This window comes from Pseudomonas sp. Cab53 (assembly GCF_018325965.1).
In the GTDB taxonomy this organism is placed as follows: Bacteria; Pseudomonadota; Gammaproteobacteria; order Pseudomonadales; family Pseudomonadaceae; genus Aquipseudomonas; species Aquipseudomonas chlororaphis_E.
The window spans coordinates 280,803-303,365 of record NZ_AP021902.1 but is presented as its reverse complement, the minus strand read 5'-3'; the positions used below and the strand labels follow the sequence as shown (position 1 = coordinate 303,365).

The following is a 22,563-nucleotide window of genomic DNA, read 5'->3' as shown; positions in this document are numbered from 1 at the left end:
GTCATGAAAACCAAGCCTCCGGCCTGCCCGGTGCCCGCGGTGCAAGCACCCGTGCCCACCGCGAGCCAGAGCTATCAATACGTCAACCTGGACCACTCCCAAGCCGACAGCGCCGCGCTGGCCGAGGAAGTGGCGTTGGCGATCGCCTACAACGGCATCAGCCAGGCCGTGATGCTGGTCACCCCCACCGACCTGGAAGACTTCATCGTCGGTTTCAGCCTGGGCAGCGGCATCATCGAAGACGCATCCGACATCTACGACCTGCAACTGAGCGGCAGTGGTTCGGCCCAGTCTGCCCAGGTGACCATCGCCAACCGCGCGTTCTGGAACCTCAAGCAGCAACGCCGGCAGTTGGCGGGCACCAGCGGCTGCGGATTATGCGGCGTGGAAGCGCTGGAACAGGCGCTGCCGAACCTCAAGGTCTTGCCCGGTGCCGCGTTGCCGCCCGCGCCATGGCTCGAAGGCCTGCGTCAGCGCATCGGCCAGTTCCAGCCACTGGGCCAATACTGCGGTGCGGTTCACGCCGCGCTGTTCATGAACGCCCAGGGCGAACTGTTGCTGGGCCGCGAAGACATTGGCCGGCACAACGCCCTCGACAAGCTGATCGGTGCATTGGTCCGGCAACGGATCCAGGTCACCGGTGGCGTGGCGATCGTCACCAGCCGTTGCAGCCTCGAACTGATCCAGAAAGTGCTGCGGGCCGGCATCCAGACCCTGGTCAGCCTGTCGTCGCCCACCGGCCTTGCCGTGCAATGGGCCCGTCAACACAACCTCAACCTTATCCACCTGCCGCAAAAAAGTGCGCCGCGGGTCTACAGCCCTGCGATGGAGAATCACGCGTGAGCAATCATCAACAAGCCGACCAGAAACCCGTTCCGCGCTACAAGCCCTACAAGGGCCCGGCCGGTGGTTGGGGCGCGCTGATCAGCGTCGCCCAAGCCTGGTTGACCAGCGATAACGCGCTGAAAAATATCCGCATGATGCTCAAGACCAACCAGAACGGTGGTTTCGACTGCCCGGGCTGCGCATGGGGTGACTCGCCGGAAAGCGGCATGGTCAAGTTTTGCGAGAACGGTGCCAAGGCGGTGAACTGGGAAGCCACCAAGCGCCGCGTCGATGCGGCCTTCTTCGCCAAGCACAGCGTGACCTCGCTGTTGGAGCAAAGTGACTACTGGCTCGAATACCAGGGCCGCCTGACCGAGCCGATGCGCTACGACGCCGAGACCGATCGCTACACGCCCATCGGCTGGGAAGCGGCGTTCGCCCTGATCGGCAAGCACCTGCAAGGGCTTTCCAACCCGAACCAGGCCGAGTTCTACACTTCGGGCCGGGCCAGCAACGAAGCGGCCTACCTGTATCAATTGTTCGTCCGCGCCTACGGCACCAACAACTTCCCCGACTGCTCGAACATGTGCCACGAAGCCAGCGGCGTGGCGCTGTCCCAGAGCGTCGGTGTGGGCAAGGGCACGGTGACCTTCGACGACTTCGAGCACGCCGACGCCATTTTCGTCTGGGGCCAGAACCCCGGCACCAACCACCCACGGATGCTCGAACCGCTGCGCGAGGCAGTGAAGCGCGGCGCCCAGGTGGTGTGCATCAACCCGCTCAAGGAGCGCGGCCTGGAGCGTTTCCAGCATCCGCAGCACCCGTTCGAAATGCTCACCAACGGCGACAAACCGACCAACACCGCCTATTTCCGCCCGGCGTTGGGTGGCGACATGGCGATCCTGCGCGGCATGGCGAAGTTCCTGCTGCAATGGGAGCGTGACGCCCAGAAGGCCGGCGCTCCAGCGGTGTTCGACCACGCGTTCCTCAATGAACACAGCGTCAACGTGCTGGATTACCTGGCCGTGGTCGACGACACACCGTGGGAACAGATCGTCGAGCAATCGGGCCTGTCCCTGGTGGAAATCGAGCAAGCGGCGCGCATGTACGCCAAGAGCAAGAACGTGATCATGTGCTGGGCGATGGGCATCACCCAGCATCGCCATTCGGTGGCGACCATCCAGGAAATCGCCAACCTGATGATGCTGCGCGGCAACATCGGCCGGCCAGGCGCTGGCCTGTGCCCGGTACGCGGCCACAGCAACGTCCAGGGCGACCGCACCATGGGCATCAACGAACGCCCGCCGACGGCCTTCCTCGACGCGCTGGAGCGGCGCTTCCAGTTCAAGGTACCGCGCGAATATGGCCACAACGTGGTCGAGGCGATCCATGCCATGGCCAACGGCGAGGCGAAAGTCTTCATCGCCCTGGGCGGCAACTTTGCCCAGGCCACGCCGGACAGCCATCGGACCTTCGAGGCCCTGGCCAACTGCGACCTGACCGTGCAGATCAGCACCAAGCTCAACCGCAGCCACCTGGCCCACGGGAAAGAAGCGCTGATCCTGCCGTGCCTGGGCCGCACCGACATCGACCTGCAAACCGAAGGCGCGCAGGCAGTCACCGTCGAAGACTCCTTCAGCATGGTCCACGCCTCCAAGGGCCAGTTGCAGCCATTGTCCAACCAGATGCGCTCCGAACCCTGGATCATTGCTGGCATCGCCGCCGCCACGCTGGGCAGCCGTCCGGTGGACTGGAACTGGCTGGCGGCCGACTACAACCGCATTCGCGAGCTGATCGCCGACACGGTGCCGGGCTTCAAGGACTTCAACGAAAAGCTGCAAAACCCCGGTGGTTTCTACCTGGGTAACAGCGCCGGCGCGCGTCGCTGGAACACGGCCTCGGGCCGGGCCAATTTCAAACCCAACCTGCTGCCGGCCGACCTGGTGCATGAACGCACTCGCTCCACCGGCCAACAGCCCGACCTGATCATGCAATCGATGCGCTCCCACGATCAGTACAACACCACCATCTACGGCCTCGACGACCGTTATCGTGGCGTGAAGGGCCAGCGGGACGTGTTGTTCGTCAACGAGGCAGACATCATTCGCCTGGGCTTCAAGCCAGGGCAGAAGGCCGATATCGTCTCGCTCTGGGATGATGGCCGCGAGCGTCGGGTCAAAGGCTTCACCCTGCTCGCGTTCGACATTCCTGCCGGGCAGGCCGCGGCCTATTACCCGGAAGTGAACCCCCTGGTGCCGCTGGAAAGCACCGGTGACGACAGCCACACGCCGACGTCGAAGTTCGTGGCGATCCGCCTGGAAGCGGCGAGCGAGAATGGCCTGATCCTGGCCAAGTCGGCCTGATCAAACCGGTGGCGAGGACGCCTGCGACCTCGCCACGGGAATTTTCCAGCGCCCACGAAAAAGGCCGTTTCCCTAAGAAAACGGCCTGTCTGAAGTAGCTAAAGACCGGCCAAAACACCTTAAGTTCCGCCCTAAAAACAATAACTTAGAGAATTGTGCACAAGTCGTGCTACTCGTCGGATTTCGATTGTCACCAAGCGAAGCCAGCCTCAGGATCGCGCCGTCATCCCTTTGAGGCTCCTCTATGAAGTTCTCCTCCATTCTCTTGTTGTCCCTTGGCCTGGTCAGTGGCATCGCTTCTGCTGGCGGTACTGCCGAAGCAGGCGTTGGCGGCGCATTGGGCGGGGTTTTGGGTTCGGTCGTCGGCCAGTCCCTGGGCGGCAACACCGGCTCCACTATCGGCGCAGCCCTGGGCGGCGCGGGTGGTAGTGCAGTTGGCGCAGACAAACACAGCCGTGGCGAAGCAGCCATCGGCGGCGCACTGGGCGCAGCCGGCGGTAACGTGGTTGGTCGCAGTGTCGGCGGCAGCACCGGCAGCCTGATCGGCGCGGCAGCGGGCGGTGGCGCCGGCGGCGCGCTGGGTAACTACATGGGCAAGGACGACGATGATGATCGTCGCTATGAAGGGCGCCGTGGCGATCGCCGCTACTACCGTGACGGTCACCCCGGCCGCGGCCATGCCTACGGGCATCGCAAGCATCGCCACCACTACCGCGACTGATCGCTGATTGCTACAGCGATAAAAATCGCAGCCTGCGCAGCGCCCCCAGCGCCCGATCGCACGCTGCGATTTTTCGTTTCAGACCAGCAGTCGCTCCATCACCCCGCGTAACCGGTCTGGAATGGCCACGGGTCGATTCGACACCCGGTCCACGAACACGTGGACAAAGCGCCCCGCCGCACAGGCCTCCTCCTCGCCCACCTTGAAGACCGCCAATTCATACTGCACTGAACTGCTGCCCAGCTTGCCCACCCGCAAGCCGATTTCGATCCGGTCTGGAAAGGCGATCGACGCAAAGTAATCGCAGGCCGAGCTCACCACGAACCCCACCACGTCCCCTTCATGGATATCCAGGCCGCCCACTTCGATCAGGTAGGTGTTCACCGCCGTGTCGAAGAAGCTGTAGTAGGTGACGTTGTTGACGTGACCGTACACATCATTGTCGTGCCAGCGCGTGGTGATGGCTTGCAGATGCGGGTATTCGCTACGTTGCGGCATCAGGTGTCCTTTGCGATTGTCGAAGGGTTCACGGGAGCGGCGGCCTAGCGTTGGGCAAAACCCTTGCCCTGCATGGCCAGTTCGCCGATCAGGCGTGCAGGCTGCCAATGGTCGCCCTGCCTCGTCTCGAGCGCCAGCAGGCGAGCATGAATGTCTTCAAGCCCTTGGCTGTCCGCCCAGGCCATCGGCCCGCCCTTGTCTGCGGGAAAGCCATAGCCGTTGAGGTAAACCAGGTCTATGTCGTGGGCCGACGCGGCAATGCCTTCCTGCAGGATCTTCGCCCCTTCGTTGACCAACGCCAGCAAGCAGCGCTCCAGGATTTCCTCGTGGCTAATCTCGCGACGCTGGAAACCCAGCTCTTCGCTGACCTCCTGCACCAGCGCGTCGACCTCGACATCCTGTTCGGCCTGACGGCTGCCTGGCTCATAGTGATAGTACCCATTGCCGCTTTTCTGGCCGAACCGGCCCAGCTCGCACAAGCGGTTGTCCACCTGCACCTCGGGCGCATCCTGACCTTTGCCCGCCAACTCGCGAGCCCGCCATTCCAGGTCGATGCCAACCACGTCATACATGCGGAACGGGCCCATGGCAAAGCCGAAGCCTTGCAAGGCCGCATCCACTTGATGAGGGAATGCGCCCTCCAGCAGCATCTTGCGAGCCTCCAGCACATAAGGGTGGAGCATCCGGTTACCGATGAAACCGTGGCAATTGCCCGAGACCACGCTGACCTTGCCCATGCGCTTGCCCAACGCCAGCGCCGCCTCCAGCACAGCCTGGGACGTTTGGGCACCGCGAACGACTTCCAGCAGCTTCATGATGTGCGCCGGACTGAAGAAGTGCAGCCCCAGGACTTGGCCGGGGCGGCCGGTGACGGCCGCGATGGCGTCGATGTCCAGCGCCGAGGTGTTGCTTGCCAGGATCGCCTCGGGTTTGAGCAGGCTATCGAGCTCACGGAAGATGCTTTGCTTGAGTTCAAGGTTTTCGTACACCGCCTCGATCACCAGGTCCACGTCGCGGATTGCCGTGTAGTCGTCTGCGCGGGTGACCCGCGCGATCCGGGCATCGGCTTCGCCCTGGTCAATACGTCCCTGGCGCACGCCATGGGCGTAGGTCTCAGCCACCGCGACCAGAGCCTGCTCAAGCATCTGTGGATTGTTGTCGACCCACTGCACCGCCACTCCGGCATTGGCCAGGCACATCACAATGCCCCGCCCCATGGTGCCGGCACCGACCACGGCGGCGCGCTGAATATCGAAGGGTGTCTGGCTCATTTTTGCTCTCTTGTTGGCGATCCAAAGACAGCCTTCACCTTAGTCAGCGTGAGACTTTTTTTGAAATTTATTCGTGTGATGGCGGGCATTCAGCGGATGGATGCGGCACAACCATGCGCTGCGTGGCTTCCTAATTTTGCTCACTACAGCTGATTTGAAATATGTAGGCAGGATCGTAGATGCTTTTGCCCAATATGTTTTCTAAAGCCTCAAGCTGCGACCTCGTTAGATCATAGCCCTCCCATCCCTGCTGATCGGCAGTCCAACCCATCACCTTTTTTAGAGTTTCGTCATAACCCTCTGGTAGCGTCTCTTCAAAAACGAGAAACCCCGTTCCATTGTCAAAAGCTTCAACTGTATAGATCACGGCTCGACGTTCCTGGTTTTATCTGCGGGTTTGGTTTTCTCACCAGAAATCGGATCATATTCACCAAGATGCTGACCCCGTTTGTTATACATCTCGACGGCGCCGTGTTGAGAATCCCATTCAAAAATGGTTCCTTTAGCTGTTTTCCAGCGTTTTCTGAGCGCGCCACCACCCTTGACCCGGGTTTTGCGAGCCGCACGCAGTGCGTCTGGAAAGGCGATCAACTTATCTGGGGCGGGGTAATATTCATGATCCCCAGGCACACTTAATACAATGTAAAGCGGCGAAACCCCCGAACCCACCGGAAACACAAGAATGAAATCCTTGTACTCCGGTGGATAAATCGGATTGACGATAATGCTGTCCGTCGCAGGAGTCGGTGGAAAGATCCAGATAGGGGGTGCCTGGGGAGCGGCCTCCAAGGCCGGTATTCCCAGCGTCGCCGAAGGATCCTGCGCTGGCGTCCAGATCAATTCGACCCCATCGCCAAAGTCCGCGACATAGAGGTCGCCGCGAACCTCGAAGGTCACCACCGGAATCATTTCCCAGTCAGGTCGTGCCTGGGTGTTGTAGCCATATCCTTTCAGCGTCCCGTCGGCTCGGGTTTCGATATGCAAGCGCACACGGGTGCGAGCTTGTTCCAGGGAGCGCAATTGATCTTCGGTATAGAGTGAGCCGTCACCCAGGCTGGTAGGCGCCAACAAGCCCACCAGCCCCAGCAGCGCTCCGGCCGCCAAAGGTGCGGAGATCGCGCCGACAGCGGCACTGGTGCCTGTACCGATTGCGCTCAATGCCGTCCCGCCCAGGGCGAACGTTCCGAAGCTGGCCGGCAACGCACCGGTGATTCTTTTCAGCGGTACGCGTCCCGACTCATCTACCTGGCGCCCACCCAGCAGCGTCACCGTGCCGTACTCTTTCACAAGCTCCGTAGGGATGTAGCCGGTTGGATTGCAGTAGTCGATAACCGCATCGGGTAACTTGCAGGATTTGGTGAATACGCAGCCTCGTATGGCGGGAGCGTGCTCTTGGTGCAGTTGGGCCAGACGCGCCTTCATGTAAGCGTCCTGCCTGCCGAGCATGGCGTCGTGGCGTTGTTGATCGACTTCGCGCTTGGCCAGCTCGGCTGGGGTCATATCCCGCAGCCTCCTATAGCCCCAGTCGCCACCATGGCGCTCCCAAACCTGGGGCTCACCGGATTTTGCTTTACTCATCGTTCGTCCTTGCCCGGCCGTATCTACCCGGATTTGAAAGGGTGTGACGAACCTTACCGAGCAACCGAGAGAACGCTTAGCAGACGCTTCCTAGACTGTTGTGGGATCGTTCCTCCTTATTGCAATGAACAGCGATTTGACGGCTGTGCTGCCCCAGCCTGCGGGACAAAGCGGCGACTCGAGAATAGGTCGGGGGCAGAAACGCTACTGGAGATACCGCGTGAGGGGCCTTCCGCCTCGCCATGAGGCGTTACAAGTTCGGGCATTTTGATGCTTCGCTCCCGTTCCGTTTGCGCGTTAAGGTCGCCGTCTACATACGTTGCGTCGGGCCAGGAAGCTTGGCGCCCAGAACTCTGTTCAAGGACTGAACCATGCCACATCCATCTACCGCATTACGCGCGCTTATGCTTGCGTCGGCCTCGCTGTTGGCCGGTTGCCTGACCCTTCCCGCACGATCTGGCGCGGAGCCGACCACGTTCGAAACACCGGAATACTTCGCACAACAAGGCTTGGCAGTGGTAAAGGCCTCGGCTTTATACGCCCGCGGCGGCACCGGCCAGGACGTCGTGGTGGCGCTGGTCGACTCGGGACTCAACACCCACCTGAAGGAGTTCGAGGGCAGGTTGAGTGACCCCGGATTCGATTATGTCGAGAATCATCCCGGCACGCTCGACCGCGTCGGCCACGGCACGCAAATGGCCGGCATCCTCGCCGCCAACAAGGATGGTCAGGGCATGCATGGCATCGCCTTCAATGCCCGGTTGGTACCCTTTCGTTTCGGCGACGACAACGAGCCGTTTTTCTTCGATAGCAACATTGCCCAATCCTGGCAAAGCGGATTCGACAAAGGTGCTCGCCTGTTCAACAACTCCTGGGCCAATGCCATCCCGGCAACCGAAATCACTGAGGCACGCTACAACCAGGTGATGCCCGACGCCTTGGCGGTCGCCCGGAAACTGGTATCCGACGGTGCTGTATTTATCTTCCCGACGGGTAACGAACTCAAGCGTGAGCCCCTTGCCGAACCTGGCTTGCCGCGGGCGCTCCCCGAACTGGAGAAGGGTTGGATCGCGGTCGTTGCATTGAAAAACGACGGCAGCGCCGTCAATGGAAAATCCAACTATTGCGGCGTTGCAGCCGCCTGGTGCATCGCGGTCCCCGGCGGCGACACAGGCGCAGAGGCCGGGCTGCTCACCGTAGGCAAGGACGGTCGCTACGTGCAAACCGCCGGCACATCGCCGGCCGCCGCCTTAGTCAGTGGCGCGCTCGCGGCGCTACAAAGCCTGTATCCAGCACTCAGCCCGCAACAAATCCGTGAACACCTCCTGGCGACGGCCAACCGCTCGGGTATCTATGCCAATAGCGAAGCCTACGGCAGAGGGTTGATGGACCTTGAGGCAGCCTCGTTACGCCGGCCTGGGCACATGACGGACTGAGGGAAACCCCGAAGCACATTGCACCGAAACCGCCAACGGCAAGACGCCTTTGGCTCGCAAACTTGGAAAAAAGGAAATGACCATGTCGTACAAACTCGCCTTACCCACCACCCTGATCCTGTGCCTGCTGCTGGGCGGATGCATGGAAATCCCGGAAGAGCCGCCCATTCTGGCTATCGAAACCCCAGTGGCTGGACCTGCAACATCCTGACAGTCTGATTAACTTTTCCAGGATGCTCGAAAGTCGGTGAAGGCTTTATCGCAGCGGTTTTCCTGGGACTGTCCAGGCGCGAGCAGGAAACCATGGCGCCCGCCTTCCACTTCTCGAACAAATCACCCCCATAAAAAAACCGCCCCGAAGGGCGGTTTTTTCATACGCTGTCCGAGCCTTACAGCTGCGGGCCAGCGGCCTTGATGGCGTCGCTCACGTCGAATTTCTTGAAGTTCTCGGTGAACAGACCGGCCAGTGCCTTGGCCGCTTCGTCGTAGGCAGCCTTGTCAGCCCAGGTGTTGCGTGGATTCAGCAGGCCAGTTTCGACGCCTGGAACCGCCAGCGGCACGTCCAGGTTGATGATGTCCAGGTGTTCGGTTTCAGCACCGATCAGCGCGCCGCTCTGGATGGCCGCGATCACCGCACGGGTGGTCGGGATGTTAAAGCGCTTGCCAACGCCGTAGCCACCACCGGTCCAGCCGGTGTTGACCAGGTAGACCTTGGAGCCGAAACCACGGATACGCTTGATCAGCAGTTCAGCGTATTCACCGGCAGGACGCGGGAAGAACGGGGCGCCGAAGCAGGTGGAGAAGGTCGACTTGATGCCGCTGCCCGAACCCATTTCGGTCGAACCCACCAGTGCGGTGTAGCCGGACAGGAAGTGGTAGGCGGCTTGCTCTTCGCTGAGGATCGACACTGGTGGCAGTACGCCGGTCAGGTCGCAGGTCAGGAAGATCACGGCGTTTGGCTCGCCACCGAGGTTCTTCGGTGCGCGTTTTTCGATCAGTTCACGCGGGTAGGCTGCGCGGCTGTTCTGGGTCAGGCTGTCGTCGGCGTAGTCGGCTTTCTTGGTGACCGGGTCCAGGACCACGTTCTCCAGTACGGCGCCGTGCTGGATGGCTTTCCAGATCACCGGCTCGTTCTTCTCGGACAGGTCGATGCACTTGGCATAGCAACCGCCTTCGATGTTGAAGACCACGCCCACGCCCCAGCCGTGCTCGTCGTCACCGATCAGGTAACGGCTTTCGTCGGCGGAAAGAGTGGTCTTGCCAGTGCCCGACAGGCCGAAGAACAGGGTCACATCGCCCTCTTCGCCCATGTTGGCGGCGCAGTGCATCGGCAGCACGTCAGCAGCCGGCAGCAGGAAGTTCTGTACGGAGAACAGGGCTTTTTTCATTTCACCGGCGTAGCGCATGCCGGCGATCAGCACTTTCTTGGCCGCGAAATTGATGATCACGGTGCCATCGGAGTTGGTGCCGTCACGCTCAGGCTCGCAGACAAAGTTTGGCGCGTTGAGGATCTGCCACTCATCCTTGTCACCGGCGTTGTACTGCTCGGGGTTGATGAACAGGCAGCGGCCGAACAGGTTGTGCCAGGCGGTCTCGGTGGTCATCTTGACCGGCAGGTAGTGCGCAGGATCGGAACCTACATGCACGTGGGAGACAAAACGCTCGCGCTCGCCCAGGTAGGCCTCGACACGGTTCCACAGGGCATCGAACTTGTCGGCCGGGAACTTGCGGTTGATCGGGCCCCAGGCAATGGCGTCCTGGGTGGTTGGCTCTTCAACAATGAAACGGTCGACTGGCGAACGGCCGGTACGATGACCGGTACGAACAACCAGTGCGCCGGTATCGGCAAGCTCGCCTTCACCGCGATTCAGGGCTTCTTTGACCAGTTCATCGACACTCAGATCGGTGTACACGGCGTTATTGGCTTGCGTCATGAGATTCCCCGTCGGCCCGTGGCCGAGTGCTCCAAACGTTTTGTAGTAGGAAGTCGCGCACTACTACCCGAAAAAAGTGGGCCGGATTATGCCAGAAATGCCCAAAAAGAGTAGGGCCCTCCCGTCAGTACGGCGTAAATCCGGCGTTTGCCAGGAGATTTACCTGCGCTGAACCGTTTTAGTGACGAGTATCTGACGGTGTGTCGACACCCGCACCGGCGAACAATTGAGCAATGTCCGCCGCGTCGAACAGGTAGCGCTCGTTGCAGAACTGGCAATCGATTTCGATGGCGCCACCGTGCTCGATCACCAACTGCTGCGCATCTTCCAGACCCAGACTGACCAGCGCATTGCCGGAACGTTCACGGGAGCAACTGCATTGGAAGCGCAACGGCTGGCCGTCGAACAGGCGCACGGCCTCTTCGTGGTAAAGGCGATGAAGCACGGTTTCGTTGTCCAGGCCGAGCAGTTCATCGGCGCTCAAGGTGCTGGCCAGCGCGGTGATGTGCTGCCAGCTGGCGTCGCGTTCCTCGGGGTCACGAATGCGGTCGGCAGGCAATTGTTGCAGCAGCAGGCCGCGGGCACGCCGCCCGTCGGCGTACAACCAGAAACGGGTGTTGGTCTGCTGGGACATGACGAAGTAGTTGGTGAAGCATTCGGCCAGGGTCGCGCCGTCGAGATCGACAATACCTTGGTAGCGCTTGCCCTGGGTCGGATCGACCGTGAGGGCCAGCACGCCATTGGGCATCAGGTCGGCCAGGGTCGCGTCGGGCGCGATCTGCTCGGCGTCATAGCGCGCCAGGCCGCGGATCTCGCGTTCACTGGAACACTCGATCATCAGCAGCGGCACAGGGCCTTCGGAACGGGCCTGGAGAATCAGCAGGCCATCGAACTTCAGGGTGCCGACCAGCAACGCCGCCGCTGCCATCAGTTCGCCGAGCAGTTGCGCGACCGGCTCTGGATAGGGGTGCTTGGCAAGGACTTCGGCGTAGCTACGCTCCAACGCCACCAGCTCGCCGCGGGCGTCGCTGTCATCGAAGATGAAACGTTGGGTGTAATCGGTGTCCGGTAAATCAGTCATAGAGTCTGGTATCTGAGGTGATGACAATGGATGACAGGCATTTTATGGGCAATCAGGGTGGGTTCCAAGCAAGGTGAGGACCTGGCTGACGGGAAGAGGTCGGCGCAATCGCTGATAAGTATCGTGGCGAGGAAGCTTGCTCCCGCTCCTGTGGCGAGGGGATTTATCCCCGCTGGGCTGCGTAGCAGCCCCAAAAATGGAACAAGCGCAAACAGGCAAACAGACGAAAAATGTAACGGACTGCTGCGCAGTCCAACGGGGATAAATCCCCTCGCCACAATCTGCACTCCATTCGCATCACTGATTGGCACCCCACCAGTGCTTACTCGCTATTGTCGCCCCGAAACTTGAACAGGTCCCGACGCTGCTTCTTGCTTGGCTTGCCATCGGTGCTGACACCCAGGGCCCCCGCCTTGCGTTGCGCAGCCGCGGCTTCGCGCTTGGCGATGCTCGCTTCGGTTTCGTGATACAGCGTCTGGGCCTCCGGCGCCCCGCGACGCACGATCGACAGGGCTTCGACCACCACGGTTTTCTCATCGAACCCGGTGCGGATGACAAATTCATCGCCGACACGCGGTTCCTTGCCCGGCTTGCAACGCTCCCCGCGGTGATGGACCTTGCCGCTTTCGATGGCGGCCTTGGCGAGCGCGCGCGTCTTGTAGAAACGCGCCGCCCACAACCATTTATCGAGACGGACCTTGTCGTCCTCTTCCTTTTTTTGTGCCACTGCAATTCCTCTCCACTGCCAATGGTCAGAACTGTACTACCGTTTTTGACGGGCGCACGAATCCGGCCCGACGGATAGAATGCTGCCAGACCGCTCCATCGGACGGGATGTATAAATCGGTGAGCGCGCAGGCGGGTAGATAACTGTCGCCATTTTGTGATTATTCTGCGTGAATACCGCGATTCGCGGAGTCCACGATTCGATGTACTGATCGCAGGTTGTTTTATTGAAGACTTTTGACCATTTGACCGTCGTCGGTCTGCGCGAGTGGGTCGCGCTCCCGGATCTGGGAGTCGCGGGCCTGCGGGCAAAAATCGACACCGGTGCCAGCACCTCCAGCCTGCACGCCACGGACATCGAACCGTTCGAGCGCGATGGCGAGAAGTGGGTGCGTTTCACCGCACACCTCGGCACGGTGGTGCAGTTGCGCCATCGCCGCTGCGAAGCCCCGCTGGTGGCGCGCAAGACCATCAAGAGTTCCAACGGCCACGCCCAGGTCCGCTACGTGATCAGCACCACGTTGGCGCTGGGTGATCGGGTCTGGCGGGTCGAGTTCACCCTGGCCTGCCGCAAATCCATGCGCTATCGCCTGCTGCTGGGTTCCAAAGCCTTGATCGACGGCCAGTTGGTGGTCAATCCAGGTACCAAATACGTTCAAGACAAGCCGGCATTCCCGGTGTCCACTACCTCTGCCACAGGTGTTGCATGAAGATCGCTGTGCTGTCGCGTAATCCGCGTCTGTATTCCACTCGCCGCCTGGTTGAAGCCGGCACCGAACGTGGCCATGAAATGGTGGTGATCGACACCCTGCGCGCCTACATGAACATCGCCAGCCACAAGCCGCAGATCCATTACCGCGGCAAGCCGCTGGAAGGCTTCGATGCGGTGATCCCGCGCATCGGTGCTTCGGTGACCTTCTATGGCTGCGCGGTGTTGCGCCAGTTCGAAATGATGGGGGTGTATCCCCTGAACGAATCCGTGGCCATCGCCCGATCCCGGGACAAATTGCGCTCGCTGCAACTACTGTCGCGGCGCGGTATCGGCTTGCCGGTGACCGGCTTTGCCCACTCCCCCGACGACATTCCCGACCTGATCGCGATGGTCAACGGTGCGCCGCTGGTGATCAAGGTGCTGGAAGGCACCCAGGGCATCGGTGTGGTCCTGTGTGAAACCGCGACGGCGGCGGAGTCGGTGATCGAGGCGTTCATGGGTCTGAAGCAGAACATCATGGTGCAGGAGTACATCAAGGAAGCCGGCGGCGCGGACATTCGCTGCTTCGTGGTCGGCGACAAGGTGATCGCCTCGATGAAGCGCCAGGCCAGGCCCGGGGAGTTCCGCTCCAACCTGCATCGCGGCGGCAGCGCGAGCCTGATCAAGATCACCCCGGAAGAACGCATGACCGCCCTGCGCGCCGCCAAGGTCATGGGCCTGGCTGTCGCGGGCGTGGACATCCTGCGCTCCAATCACGGGCCGCTGGTGATGGAGGTCAATTCCTCGCCGGGCCTGGAAGGGATCGAGACGACCACGGGCAAGAACGTGGCCGGCATCATCATCGAGCATCTGGAAAAGAATGGCGGGCCGAACATGACCCGCACCAAGGGCAAGGGTTAACTCAACACAAAACCCTGTGGGAGCGAGCTTGCTCGCGATGGCGTCGGCTCAGCCACATTGATGTTGACTGAAACACCGTCATCGCGAGCAAGCTCGCTCCCACAAGCTATCTGTCTTACTTGAGAGAGATGGCTATACCGCATCCCGAGGCAGCATCAAGCCCAACGGCAAGCGCACCCGTGCTTCCAACCCACCGCCGGCGCGATTGCGCAGCTCGACGTTGCCGCCATGCATCGAGGCGATACGCTTGACGATGGCCAGGCCCAGACCCGTGCCCTTGCCACCGCGGGCGCGGTCACCACGGGTGAAGGGGTTGAAAATGGCTTCCAACTCCGACGGATCGATGCCGGCGCCACGGTCCATGACGCTCAGCACCACGTAAGGCGCATTGGTGTCGCCAGAGACATACGCCGCCACTTCGACGCCGGTGCCGGCATGGTTCAGGGCATTGCCGATCAGGTTGTTCAGCAGCCGCTTCATCGATACCCGGCGCAGCGGGAACGGCTGGATCGGCTCCAGGCGCAGATGTACCTTCTCATCGGCCTGGTTATAGGGAGCGGCGACTTCGCGCACCAGCTCGGTCAGGTCCACCTCTTCCACCGACTCGTCCCGACCGTCGCGAATGAACGCCAGGAACTGGTCGAGAATCGCGTCCATGTCCTCGATGTCGCGGACCATTTCATCGGTCAGGTCGGTGTGCTCGCCCATCAGCTCCAGGGACAGCCGCAGCCGGGTCAACGGCGTGCGCAGGTCGTGGGAGACGCCGGCGAGCATCAGTTCGCGCTCGCGCCCGGCCTGCTCGACATCCTCGGCCATCTGGTTGAACGCCCGGTAGACCTCGGTCATTTCGCTGGGCGTGTCGCTGATGGGCAGTCGTACGCTGCGACCCTGGCCCAGTTGGCGCGCCGCGTAGACCAGGCGCTTCAACGGCTGGTTGAGCTGGCTGACGAAGATCCAGGCCGAGGCCGTCGACAGCAGGCCGATGGCCAGGAACCAGCCAAGAACGTTCCAGATCTTCTGGCCGCGTAGCGGATGCGGGTACAGCGGCACTTTCAGCCAGCCATCCCCCAGGCTCGGGGCGCGCACCCACAGCGCCGGAGGCGAGTGCATGCGCAAGCGGACCTCGGTATCGGCGCCCAGCTCGGCCTGCATCTGGCGCTGGTAGATCTCGCTGTAGGGCCAATGCTGTTCGCCCTCCGGCACACCGGCACCGACGACACGGATCAGCGTCGCCGCTTCAGCGATCTTGGTTCGATTGGTCTCGTCCGCCGCCCAATAGGCCCGCAGGGTCAAGGCCACGCCGTGACTGTACTGTCGGTCCACCAGAACGTCTTCGTTCATCAACAGGTACACCAGCGTCAGCGCCTTGGAGAAGAGCACGACGATGAGCACCAGCCAGAGGGTGCGGGAAAAGAAACTCTGGGGGAACCAAACGGGGGTTTTCATGAATAACCGCTACACACTTGCAGGAGCGAGCGATGCTCGCACAATGACGGACCGCGAGTCGCCTGGAAGAATACATTCAACCCGCCAGGCCACCCGCTCCTACAAATCGCCGATCACTTGCTGGCGGCACCATCCGGCACGAAGACATAACCCACACCCCAGACGGTCTGGATGTAACGCGGCTTGGAAGGGTCGGGCTCGATCATCCGGCGCAGACGGGAAATCTGCACATCGATGGAACGCTCCAGCGCGTCCCATTCACGGCCACGGGCCAGGTTCATCAGCTTGTCGCGGGTCAGCGGTTGGCGGGCATTCATCACCAGCGCCTTGAGCACGGCGAACTCGCCGGTGGTGAGCATGTGGACTTCGTCGCCGCGCTTGAGCTCGCGCGTGGCCAGGGACAGTTCGTAGTCCCCGAAGGTCACGCTCTCGTCTTCGCTGCCCGGCGCGCCTGGCACTGGCGCCGATTGGCGGCGCAGCACGGCCTTGACGCGGGCCATCAGCTCGTCCGGGTTGAACGGCTTGGCCAGGTAGTCGTCGGCGCCCAGTTCAAGGCCCTTGATGCGGCTCAGCTCGTCGCCCTTGGCGGTGAGCATGATGATCGGGATCTGGTTGTTGGCACTGCGCAGGCGGCGGCAGGCGGTCAGGCCATCCTCGCCGGGCAGCATCAGGTCCAGCACCACCAGGTTGAACACTTCGCGGGCCAGCAGGCGGTCCATCTGCTCGGTGTTGGGTACGGTGCGGGCGCGGTAGCCCTTGCTGACGAAAAAGCGCTCCAGCAAGCTGCTCAGCCCGGGATCGTCGTCAACAATCAGAATTTTTTCGCCTTCAGCAGTTTGTGCGGTGCTGCTCATAGGAAGCTCCTTTGATCTCGGCGCGCATTATGGCCTAGCTGCCGTTATACGCACCCGTGTGCATTGTTAGCAGATTTTTCCTCTGCCTACAGAAATTCGGGCAACAAGCCTACAGACCATGACGCACCCCCAAGCCCGGAACGCTGGTTATAATGCGCGGCCCTTTTGTGCCAGGACAGGCCGGATCATGGCCTGGCGACTCATTTTTTCCCTGGCTCAGGCAGCACTTTTTGAATTTCGCGGGTCAACAGGCAGCCTTTTGACCCAGGCAGCGGCGCGCACCCGCCCGCTCAACCAGTCTCGCCAAGCCCGACCTCTGTGGTGGCGAGCCTGATTTCACACATTTGTCAGGTGGTTTTATGGACAGCATCAACAGCCGCATCGCCGAGGAACTCGGCGTCCGCCCGCAACAGGTCGAAGCGGCCGTCGCGCTACTCGATGAGGGCTCCACGGTGCCTTTCATCGCCCGTTACCGAAAAGAAGTCACCGGCAGCCTCGATGACACCCAGTTACGTCATCTGGAAGAGCGCCTGCGCTACCTGCGCGAACTCGACGAGCGGCGCGTCAGCATCCTGGCCAGCATCCAGGAACAAGGCAAGCTGACCCCGCAGCTCGAACGCGACATCAAGCTGGCCGACACCAAGACCCGCCTCGAAGACTTGTACCTGCCCTACAAGCAGAAGCGCCGCACCAAGGGCCAGATCGCCCTGGAAGCCGGCCTCGGCGAGCTGGCCGATGGCCTGTTCAACGACCCGACCCTGGCGCCGGAAACCGAAGCGGCGCGTTTCGTCAACTCCGAAAAAGGCGTGGCCGACGTCAAGGCCGCGCTGGAAGGCGCGAAGTACATCCTCATGGAGCGCTTCGCCGAAGACGCCAACCTGCTGGAAAAACTGCGCAACTTCCTCAAGCAGGAAGCCATCCTCAGCGCCCGCGTGATCGCCGGCAAGGAAGAGGAAGGCGCGAAGTTCCGCGATTACTTCGAACACGACGAGCCTCTCAAGAGCGTGCCTTCGCACCGTGCCCTGGCGATTTTCCGAGGCCGCAACGAAGGTATCCTCAGCTCCGCGCTGAAAGTCGGCGATGAGCTGCCCGGCACCATGCACCCGTGCGAAGGCATGATCGGCCAGCAGTTCGGCATCCAGAACCAGAACCGCGCCGCCGACAAATGGCTGGCCGAAGTGGTGCGCTGGACCTGGAAGGTCAAGCTCTACACCCACCTGGAAACCGACCTGCTGGGTGAACTGCGCGACAACGCCGAAACCGAGGCGATCAACGTATTCGCCCACAACTTGCACGACCTGCTGCTGGCCGCCCCGGCCGGCCCGCGCGCCACCCTGGGCCTGGACCCGGGCCTGCGCACCGGTTGTAAGGTGGCCGTGGTGGACTCCACCGGCAAGCTGCTGGACCACACCACCGTCTACCCCCACGTGCCACACAACAAGTGGGATCAGACCCTGGCCGTGCTGGCCGCGCTGTGTGCCAAGCATTCGGTGGACCTGATCGCCATCGGCAACGGCACCGCCAGCCGCGAGACCGACAAGCTGGCCGCCGAACTGATCAAGAAGTACCCGGCGATGAAAATGACCAAGGTCATGGTCTCCGAGGCTGGCGCATCGGTTTACTCGGCATCGGAGCTGGCCTCCAAGGAATTCCCCGACCTGGACGTGTCGATCCGTGGCGCGGTGTCCATTGCCCGGCGCCTGCAGGACCCGCTGGCGGAACTGGTGAAGATCGATCCGAAATCCATCGGTGTCGGCCAGTACCAGCACGACGTGTCCCAGCTGAAACTGGCCCGCGGCCTGGACGCCGTGGTGGAAGACTGCGTGAACGCCGTGGGCGTGGACGTGAACACCGCGTCGGTGGCGCTGTTGGCACGTATCTCGGGGCTCAACGCGACCCTGGCGCAGAACATCGTTACCCACCGCGACGAGCACGGCGCCTTCAAGACCCGCGCGGCATTGAAGAAAGTCCCACGCCTGGGTGAAAAAACCTTCGAACAGGCCGCCGGCTTCCTGCGCGTCATGAACGGTGACAATCCGCTGGACTCGTCCGCGGTTCACCCCGAGGCCTATCCACTGGTGCAGCGGATCGCCGCGCAGACCGACCGCGACATCCGCTCGCTGATCGGCGACGCCGCGTTCCTCAAGCGCCTGGATCCAAAGAAGTTCACCGACGAGACCTTCGGCCTGCCCACCGTGACCGACATCCTCCAGGAACTGGAGAAACCCGGCCGCGACCCACGTCCTGAATTCAAGACCGCCGAGTTCCAGGAAGGCGTCGAAGACCTCAAGGACCTGCAACCGGGCATGATCCTCGAAGGCGTGGTGACCAACGTCACCAACTTCGGCGCCTTCGTCGACATCGGCGTGCACCAGGACGGCCTGGTGCACATCTCGGCCCTGTCCGAGAAGTTCATCAAGGACCCGCGCGAGGCCGTGAAAGCCGGTGACGTGGTAAAAGTAAAAGTCATGGAAGTCGACATCCCGCGCAAACGCGTCGGACTGTCGATGCGCATGAGCGACACCCCGGGCGAGAAAATCGATGGGGCCCGTGGCGCGCGTCCGGGCTCGGCGCCGCGCCAGTCGCAGAACACCGCACCGCGCAAGGAAACCGCCACGGCCGCCCCGGCGAACAACGCCATGGCCTCGCTGTTCGCCAACGCCAAGCAATTGAAGAAACGCTGATGGACGTGCCGGCCGGGTTGGTGGAAAGCGGGTTTTTCAAACTGCTCGGCTGCCGTCTGCACAGCCTCGGGGACGGCGTGTCGCATGTCGCCCTGAACCTTGAGCCGCCGTTGCGCAATCGCGGCGGCAAACTGCACGGCGGCGCGCTGTTCAGCCTGGTGGACATTGCCATGGGCCTGGCCTGTTCCAGTGTTCACGGCTTTGACCAGCAGAGCGCGACCATCGAGTGCAAGATCAACTACATTCGCGCCGTCTCCGACGGCGAAGTGATGTGCACCGCCCGGGTCATCCATCCAGGGCGACGCACCCTGGTGGTCGAAGCCGAGGTTACCCAGGGCGACAAGTTGGTCGCAAAAGCGCAAGGCACCTTCGCTGTGCTATAGCTCCCTGTCATCGATTTGGGTTAATTTCGGCGCTGCAAATGCGGCGACGAAATCCCCTTGTGGGAGCGAGCTTGCTCGCGATAGCGACGGATCAGTCACCTGAGTGTTGACTGACACTGCCCTATCGCGAGCAAGCTCGCTCCCACAGGACATTGCGGTGATCAGTCCATGACAGCATAAAAACCAGGCGAAAACGCCAGTTTTAACTTCACCCTTGTAGACCGTCTTGCCCACCCCCATATTGGGGCGACTGACGCGTGAAGGAATTCAACTTGAGCGACCTTTTAAACCGCCGCCTGGCCCTGCTTGGCGAGCGCGCCAACCTCTCCCTGCTCGAACAGTGCCTGCATGGCATCGAGCGTGAATGCCTGCGCGTCACGGAGAACGGGCACCTGGCCCAAACCCCGCATCCCGAGGCGTTGGGGTCGGCGCTGACCAACGAACAGATCACCACCGACTATTCCGAGTCGCTGCTGGAGTTCATCACCCCGGCATTGGCCAACCCGGCCGACACCCTGGCCAGCCTCGACAAGATCCACCGGTTCGCCTACAGCAAGCTCGGCGACGAGTACCTGTGGAGCCCCTCGATGCCGTGCCCGTTGCCGGCGGAAGAGGACATCCCGATCGCCTACTACGGCACCTCGAATATCGGTCGGCTCAAGTACGTCTACCGCAAGGGCCTGGCCCTGCGCTACGGCAAGACCATGCAATGCATTGCCGGGATCCATTACAACTTTTCCCTGCCGGAAAAACTCTGGCCGCTGCTGCGGCAGACCGAAGCCGCCGACGTGAGCGACCGCGACTTCCAGTCCTCGGCCTACATCGCGCTGATCCGTAACTTCCGCCGCTACAGTTGGTTGCTGATGTACCTGTTCGGCGCCTCGCCGGCCCTGGACGCAGGCTTCCTGCGCGGCCGCCCGCATCAGTTGGAACAACTGGACCCGAACACCCTGTACCTGCCCTACGCCACCAGCCTGCGCATGAGTGATCTGGGTTACCAGAGCAACGCCCAGGCCGGCCTCACGCCGTGTTACAACGACCTGGCAAGCTATACCGACAGCCTGCGCAAAGCGGTGGCGACCCCCTACGCGCCCTACGTCGAAGTCGGCACCCATCAGAACGGCGAATGGGTGCAACTCAACACCAACATCCTGCAGATCGAAAACGAGTACTACTCCAACATCCGCCCCAAACGCGTGACCTACACCGGCGAGCGCCCGATCCAGGCATTGATGGCGCGGGGTATCCAGTACATCGAAGTGCGCTGCCTGGACATCAACCCCTTCCTGCCGATGGGCATCGACCTCACCGAAGCGCGGTTCCTCGATGCATTCCTGCTGTATTGCGGCCTCAATGACAGCCCGCAACTGGAAAACAACGAATGCGGCAACGCCACGAGCAACTTCCTGACCGTGGTCAAGGAAGGCCGCAAGCCAGGCCTGCAGTTGCAGCGCCGGGGCCAATCGGTGGACATGCAGGCCTGGGCCATGGAGCTGCTGGAAAAAATCGCTCCACTGGCCGCGCTGCTTGACCAGAGCCAGGGAGGCGACGCGCATCGCCAGGCACTGGACGCGCAACGGGCGAAAGTCCGTGATCCATCCTTGACCCCTTCAGCCCGGGTGCTGGCCGCCATGGCCGAACATCAGGAAAGCTTCGCCGAGTTCTCCCTGCGCCAAAGCAAGGCTCACGCTCAATACTTCCGTGCCGAGCCTTTGCCTGCCCAGGAACAGGCCGCCTTCGAAACGGCCGCGCGCGAGTCCCTGGTCCAGCAAGCCGATCTGGAGCAGAACGAAGTGGGGGATTTCGACGTGTTCGTGGGCGCCTATCAGGCGAGTATTCTGGCGATCAGCAACTGATCACTTCCTGATCATTCCCACCCTTAATTTGGGAATGATGTTGTGGCGAGGGGATTTATCCCCGTTGGGCTGCGAAGCAGCCCTGTGCCTGTTCAGCTGATTTCGCAGCCAGTCATCTGTTAGGGTCGCTTCGCAACCCAACGGGGATAAATCCCCTCGCCACAAGGCGCAGGTGCCACCAGCTACCCAGTGAGCAAAAAATTTCGCTGATAAGCTCATGCGAAAAAGTTATTTATTTTTGAATTCTTAGATCATTTAGTCTCCTCCCACGCCACACATCCGGCGGCCTGTTGAGGAGCTTTCCCATGACTTTGCGTGTTTCCCTTCGCCTTCTCGCGGCCGCCACGCTGGCCGCGACCAGCCTGTTTGCCCAGGCGGCCGACCTGACCGTCGCCTACCAGACCACCGTCGATCCGGCCAAGGTGGCCCAGGCCGACGGCGCTTATGAAAAAGCCACCCAGGCCAGTATCGCCTGGCGCAAATTCGACAACGGCGCCGATGTCATCACCGCCATCGCCTCGGGCGACGTGCAGATCGGTTACCTCGGCTCCAGCCCGCTGACCGCCGCCATCACCCGCAAGGTGCCGGTGGAAACGTTCCTCATCGCCACGCAGATCGGTGCCGCCGAGGCGCTGGTGGCCCGCGACGGCTCCGGCATCAAGACCCCACAAGACCTGATCGGCAAGAAAATCGCCGTGCCGTTCGTTTCCACCGGCCATTACAGCCTGTTGGCCGCGTTGAAGCACTGGAACATCGACCCGTCGAAAGTCACCGTACTCAACCTGGCGCCGCCAGCCATTATCGCCGCCTGGAAACGCGGCGACATCGACGCCACCTACGTCTGGGACCCGGCCCTGGGCGTGGCCAAGGAAAACGGCAAGGTGCTGATCACCTCCGCGGAGCTCGCCCAGTTCGGCGCGCCGACCTTCGACGCCTGGATCGTGCGCAAGGATTTCGCCCAGAAGCACCCTGAAATCGTCACGGCCTTCGCCAAGGTCACCCTGGATGCCTACGCCCAGTACCGCAAGGACCCACAAGCCTGGATCGCCGACGCCTCCAACATCGACAAGCTGGTGAAACTTTCCGGCGCCAAGGCCAGCGATATCCCGCTGTTGCTGCAAGGCAACGTCTTTCCCCTGGCCGCCGACCAGGTCGTGAGCCTCGGCGCGCCGACCACCCGGGCCATCACCGACACCGCCGCGTTCCTCAAGGAGCAAGGCAAGGTCGACGCCGTGCTGCCGGACTACGCGCCTTACGTCAGCGCCCAGTACATCACTCGCTGAAGAACCTTGGGA

General features: G+C 61.8%; 20 protein-coding genes. 11 read left to right on the top strand and 9 right to left on the bottom strand.

The features are described from left to right. Positions 1-3: 3 nt before the first annotated feature. From fdhD to KI241_RS01265, 3 genes are all read left to right on the top strand, one after another. Positions 4-843 carry a formate dehydrogenase accessory sulfurtransferase FdhD gene (fdhD, locus tag KI241_RS01275; RefSeq protein WP_047736201.1) on the top strand — a complete coding sequence of 280 codons (840 nt, stop codon included), beginning with the start codon at positions 4-6 and terminating at the stop codon, positions 841-843. Then, positions 840-3,188: an FdhF/YdeP family oxidoreductase gene (locus KI241_RS01270; protein ID WP_042729431.1), complete on the top strand. Its 2,349-nt coding sequence runs from the start codon at positions 840-842 to the stop codon at positions 3,186-3,188. The genes fdhD and KI241_RS01270 overlap by 4 nt, the downstream gene beginning before the upstream one ends. A 244-nt stretch (positions 3,189-3,432) precedes the next feature. Then, positions 3,433-3,909 carry a glycine zipper domain-containing protein gene (locus KI241_RS01265; protein WP_042729430.1) on the top strand — a complete coding sequence of 159 codons (477 nt, stop codon included), beginning with the start codon at positions 3,433-3,435 and terminating at the stop codon, positions 3,907-3,909. 78 nt (positions 3,910-3,987) lie between these two features. On the opposite strand, the gene KI241_RS01260 is transcribed toward KI241_RS01265, so the two are convergent. From KI241_RS01260 to KI241_RS01245, 4 genes are all read right to left on the bottom strand, one after another. Then, complete coding sequence (locus KI241_RS01260; RefSeq protein ID WP_042729429.1) at positions 3,988-4,407, bottom strand: thioesterase family protein; 420 nt, start codon at positions 4,405-4,407, stop codon at positions 3,988-3,990. A 44-nt stretch (positions 4,408-4,451) separates the two neighbouring features. Then, the gene (locus KI241_RS01255) at positions 4,452-5,678 is read right to left on the bottom strand and encodes a 3-hydroxyacyl-CoA dehydrogenase (protein WP_042729428.1); all 1,227 of its coding nucleotides are present in this window, start codon (positions 5,676-5,678) and stop codon (positions 4,452-4,454) included. A 130-nt stretch (positions 5,679-5,808) separates the two neighbouring features. Next, entirely contained in the window at positions 5,809-6,045 is a 237-nt protein-coding gene (locus KI241_RS01250; protein ID WP_042729427.1) for a hypothetical protein, read from the bottom strand. Continuing rightward, the gene (locus KI241_RS01245; RefSeq protein WP_212803262.1) at positions 6,042-7,256 is read right to left on the bottom strand and encodes a colicin E3/pyocin S6 family cytotoxin; all 1,215 of its coding nucleotides are present in this window, start codon (positions 7,254-7,256) and stop codon (positions 6,042-6,044) included. The genes KI241_RS01250 and KI241_RS01245 overlap by 4 nt, the downstream gene beginning before the upstream one ends. A gap of 371 nt (positions 7,257-7,627) precedes the next feature. Here KI241_RS01245 and KI241_RS01240 point away from each other — a divergent pair, with 371 nt between their 5' ends. Next, on the top strand, positions 7,628-8,692 hold the full coding sequence (locus tag KI241_RS01240; RefSeq protein WP_212803261.1) for a S8 family peptidase: 1,065 nt from the start codon (positions 7,628-7,630) through the stop codon (positions 8,690-8,692). A gap of 82 nt (positions 8,693-8,774) precedes the next feature. Next, positions 8,775-8,903 carry a hypothetical protein gene (locus tag KI241_RS27945; protein ID WP_272913997.1) on the top strand — a complete coding sequence of 43 codons (129 nt, stop codon included), beginning with the start codon at positions 8,775-8,777 and terminating at the stop codon, positions 8,901-8,903. 178 nt (positions 8,904-9,081) lie between these two features. On the opposite strand, the gene KI241_RS01235 is transcribed toward KI241_RS27945, so the two are convergent. From KI241_RS01235 to KI241_RS01225, 3 genes are all read right to left on the bottom strand, one after another. After that, on the bottom strand, positions 9,082-10,626 hold the full coding sequence (locus KI241_RS01235) for a phosphoenolpyruvate carboxykinase (protein ID WP_123578516.1): 1,545 nt from the start codon (positions 10,624-10,626) through the stop codon (positions 9,082-9,084). Positions 10,627-10,804: 178 nt separating this feature from the next. Then, a complete protein-coding gene (gene hslO, locus KI241_RS01230; RefSeq protein ID WP_042729424.1) occupies positions 10,805-11,707 on the bottom strand; it encodes an Hsp33 family molecular chaperone HslO in 903 nt (300 codons plus the stop codon). A gap of 322 nt (positions 11,708-12,029) precedes the next feature. Further along, the gene (locus KI241_RS01225; RefSeq protein ID WP_042729423.1) at positions 12,030-12,434 is read right to left on the bottom strand and encodes a S4 domain-containing protein; all 405 of its coding nucleotides are present in this window, start codon (positions 12,432-12,434) and stop codon (positions 12,030-12,032) included. A gap of 244 nt (positions 12,435-12,678) precedes the next feature. Between KI241_RS01225 and KI241_RS01220 the strand changes: the two genes are divergently transcribed. Together KI241_RS01220 and rimK are read left to right on the top strand one after the other, a co-directional pair. Further along, positions 12,679-13,143, top strand: a complete 465-nt coding sequence (locus tag KI241_RS01220; protein WP_172679747.1) for an ATP-dependent zinc protease — start codon at positions 12,679-12,681, stop codon at positions 13,141-13,143. Continuing rightward, positions 13,140-14,045 (top strand): 30S ribosomal protein S6--L-glutamate ligase, encoded by a 906-nt coding sequence (gene rimK / locus KI241_RS01215; RefSeq protein WP_042729421.1) that lies wholly within the window; start codon positions 13,140-13,142, stop codon positions 14,043-14,045. Before KI241_RS01220 ends, rimK begins: the two co-directional genes overlap by 4 nt. A 132-nt stretch (positions 14,046-14,177) precedes the next feature. Here rimK and KI241_RS01210 read toward each other — a convergent pair whose 3' ends face one another. Then, positions 14,178-15,491, bottom strand: a complete 1,314-nt coding sequence (locus tag KI241_RS01210; protein WP_042729420.1) for an ATP-binding protein — start codon at positions 15,489-15,491, stop codon at positions 14,178-14,180. Between the two features lie 113 nt (positions 15,492-15,604). Further along, positions 15,605-16,345, bottom strand: coding sequence for a two-component system response regulator OmpR (gene ompR, locus KI241_RS01205; RefSeq protein ID WP_042729419.1), 741 nt, complete (start codon positions 16,343-16,345; stop codon positions 15,605-15,607). Between the two features lie 359 nt (positions 16,346-16,704). Between ompR and KI241_RS01200 the strand changes: the two genes are divergently transcribed. The 4 genes from KI241_RS01200 (at position 16,705) to tauA (ending at position 22,551) form a co-directional block, all read left to right on the top strand. After that, complete coding sequence (locus tag KI241_RS01200) at positions 16,705-19,029, top strand: Tex family protein (protein WP_212803260.1); 2,325 nt, start codon at positions 16,705-16,707, stop codon at positions 19,027-19,029. After that, positions 19,029-19,412: a PaaI family thioesterase gene (locus KI241_RS01195; protein WP_212803259.1), complete on the top strand. Its 384-nt coding sequence runs from the start codon at positions 19,029-19,031 to the stop codon at positions 19,410-19,412. The genes KI241_RS01200 and KI241_RS01195 overlap by 1 nt, the downstream gene beginning before the upstream one ends. 272 nt (positions 19,413-19,684) lie before the next feature. Continuing rightward, the gene (gene gshA, locus KI241_RS01190) at positions 19,685-21,268 is read left to right on the top strand and encodes a glutamate--cysteine ligase (protein ID WP_042729417.1); all 1,584 of its coding nucleotides are present in this window, start codon (positions 19,685-19,687) and stop codon (positions 21,266-21,268) included. Positions 21,269-21,573: 305 nt separating this feature from the next. After that, a complete protein-coding gene (gene tauA, locus KI241_RS01185; protein ID WP_123578513.1) occupies positions 21,574-22,551 on the top strand; it encodes a taurine ABC transporter substrate-binding protein in 978 nt (325 codons plus the stop codon). Positions 22,552-22,563: the final 12 nt, after the last annotated feature.

Bases quoted from the DNA above. Each gene is read 5' to 3' on its own strand.
- fdhD (WP_047736201.1), top strand. From the start codon at position 4: ATGAAAACCAAGCCTCCGGCCTGCCCGGTGCCCGCGGTGCAAGCACCC.
- KI241_RS01265 (WP_042729430.1), top strand. From the start codon at position 3,433: ATGAAGTTCTCCTCCATTCTCTTGTTGTCCCTTGGCCTGGTCAGTGGC.
- KI241_RS01260 (WP_042729429.1), bottom strand. From the start codon at position 4,407: ATGCCGCAACGTAGCGAATACCCGCATCTGCAAGCCATCACCACGCGC.
- KI241_RS01255 (WP_042729428.1), bottom strand. From the start codon at position 5,678: ATGAGCCAGACACCCTTCGATATTCAGCGCGCCGCCGTGGTCGGTGCC.
- KI241_RS01245 (WP_212803262.1), bottom strand. From the start codon at position 7,256: ATGAGTAAAGCAAAATCCGGTGAGCCCCAGGTTTGGGAGCGCCATGGT.
- KI241_RS01240 (WP_212803261.1), top strand. From the start codon at position 7,628: ATGCCACATCCATCTACCGCATTACGCGCGCTTATGCTTGCGTCGGCC.
- KI241_RS27945 (WP_272913997.1), top strand. From the start codon at position 8,775: ATGTCGTACAAACTCGCCTTACCCACCACCCTGATCCTGTGCCTGCTG.
- KI241_RS01235 (WP_123578516.1), bottom strand. From the start codon at position 10,626: ATGACGCAAGCCAATAACGCCGTGTACACCGATCTGAGTGTCGATGAA.
- hslO (WP_042729424.1), bottom strand. From the start codon at position 11,707: ATGACTGATTTACCGGACACCGATTACACCCAACGTTTCATCTTCGAT.
- rimK (WP_042729421.1), top strand. From the start codon at position 13,140: ATGAAGATCGCTGTGCTGTCGCGTAATCCGCGTCTGTATTCCACTCGC.
- KI241_RS01210 (WP_042729420.1), bottom strand. From the start codon at position 15,491: ATGAAAACCCCCGTTTGGTTCCCCCAGAGTTTCTTTTCCCGCACCCTC.
- ompR (WP_042729419.1), bottom strand. From the start codon at position 16,345: ATGAGCAGCACCGCACAAACTGCTGAAGGCGAAAAAATTCTGATTGTT.
- KI241_RS01200 (WP_212803260.1), top strand. From the start codon at position 16,705: ATGGACAGCATCAACAGCCGCATCGCCGAGGAACTCGGCGTCCGCCCG.
- KI241_RS01195 (WP_212803259.1), top strand. From the start codon at position 19,029: ATGGACGTGCCGGCCGGGTTGGTGGAAAGCGGGTTTTTCAAACTGCTC.
- tauA (WP_123578513.1), top strand. From the start codon at position 21,574: ATGACTTTGCGTGTTTCCCTTCGCCTTCTCGCGGCCGCCACGCTGGCC.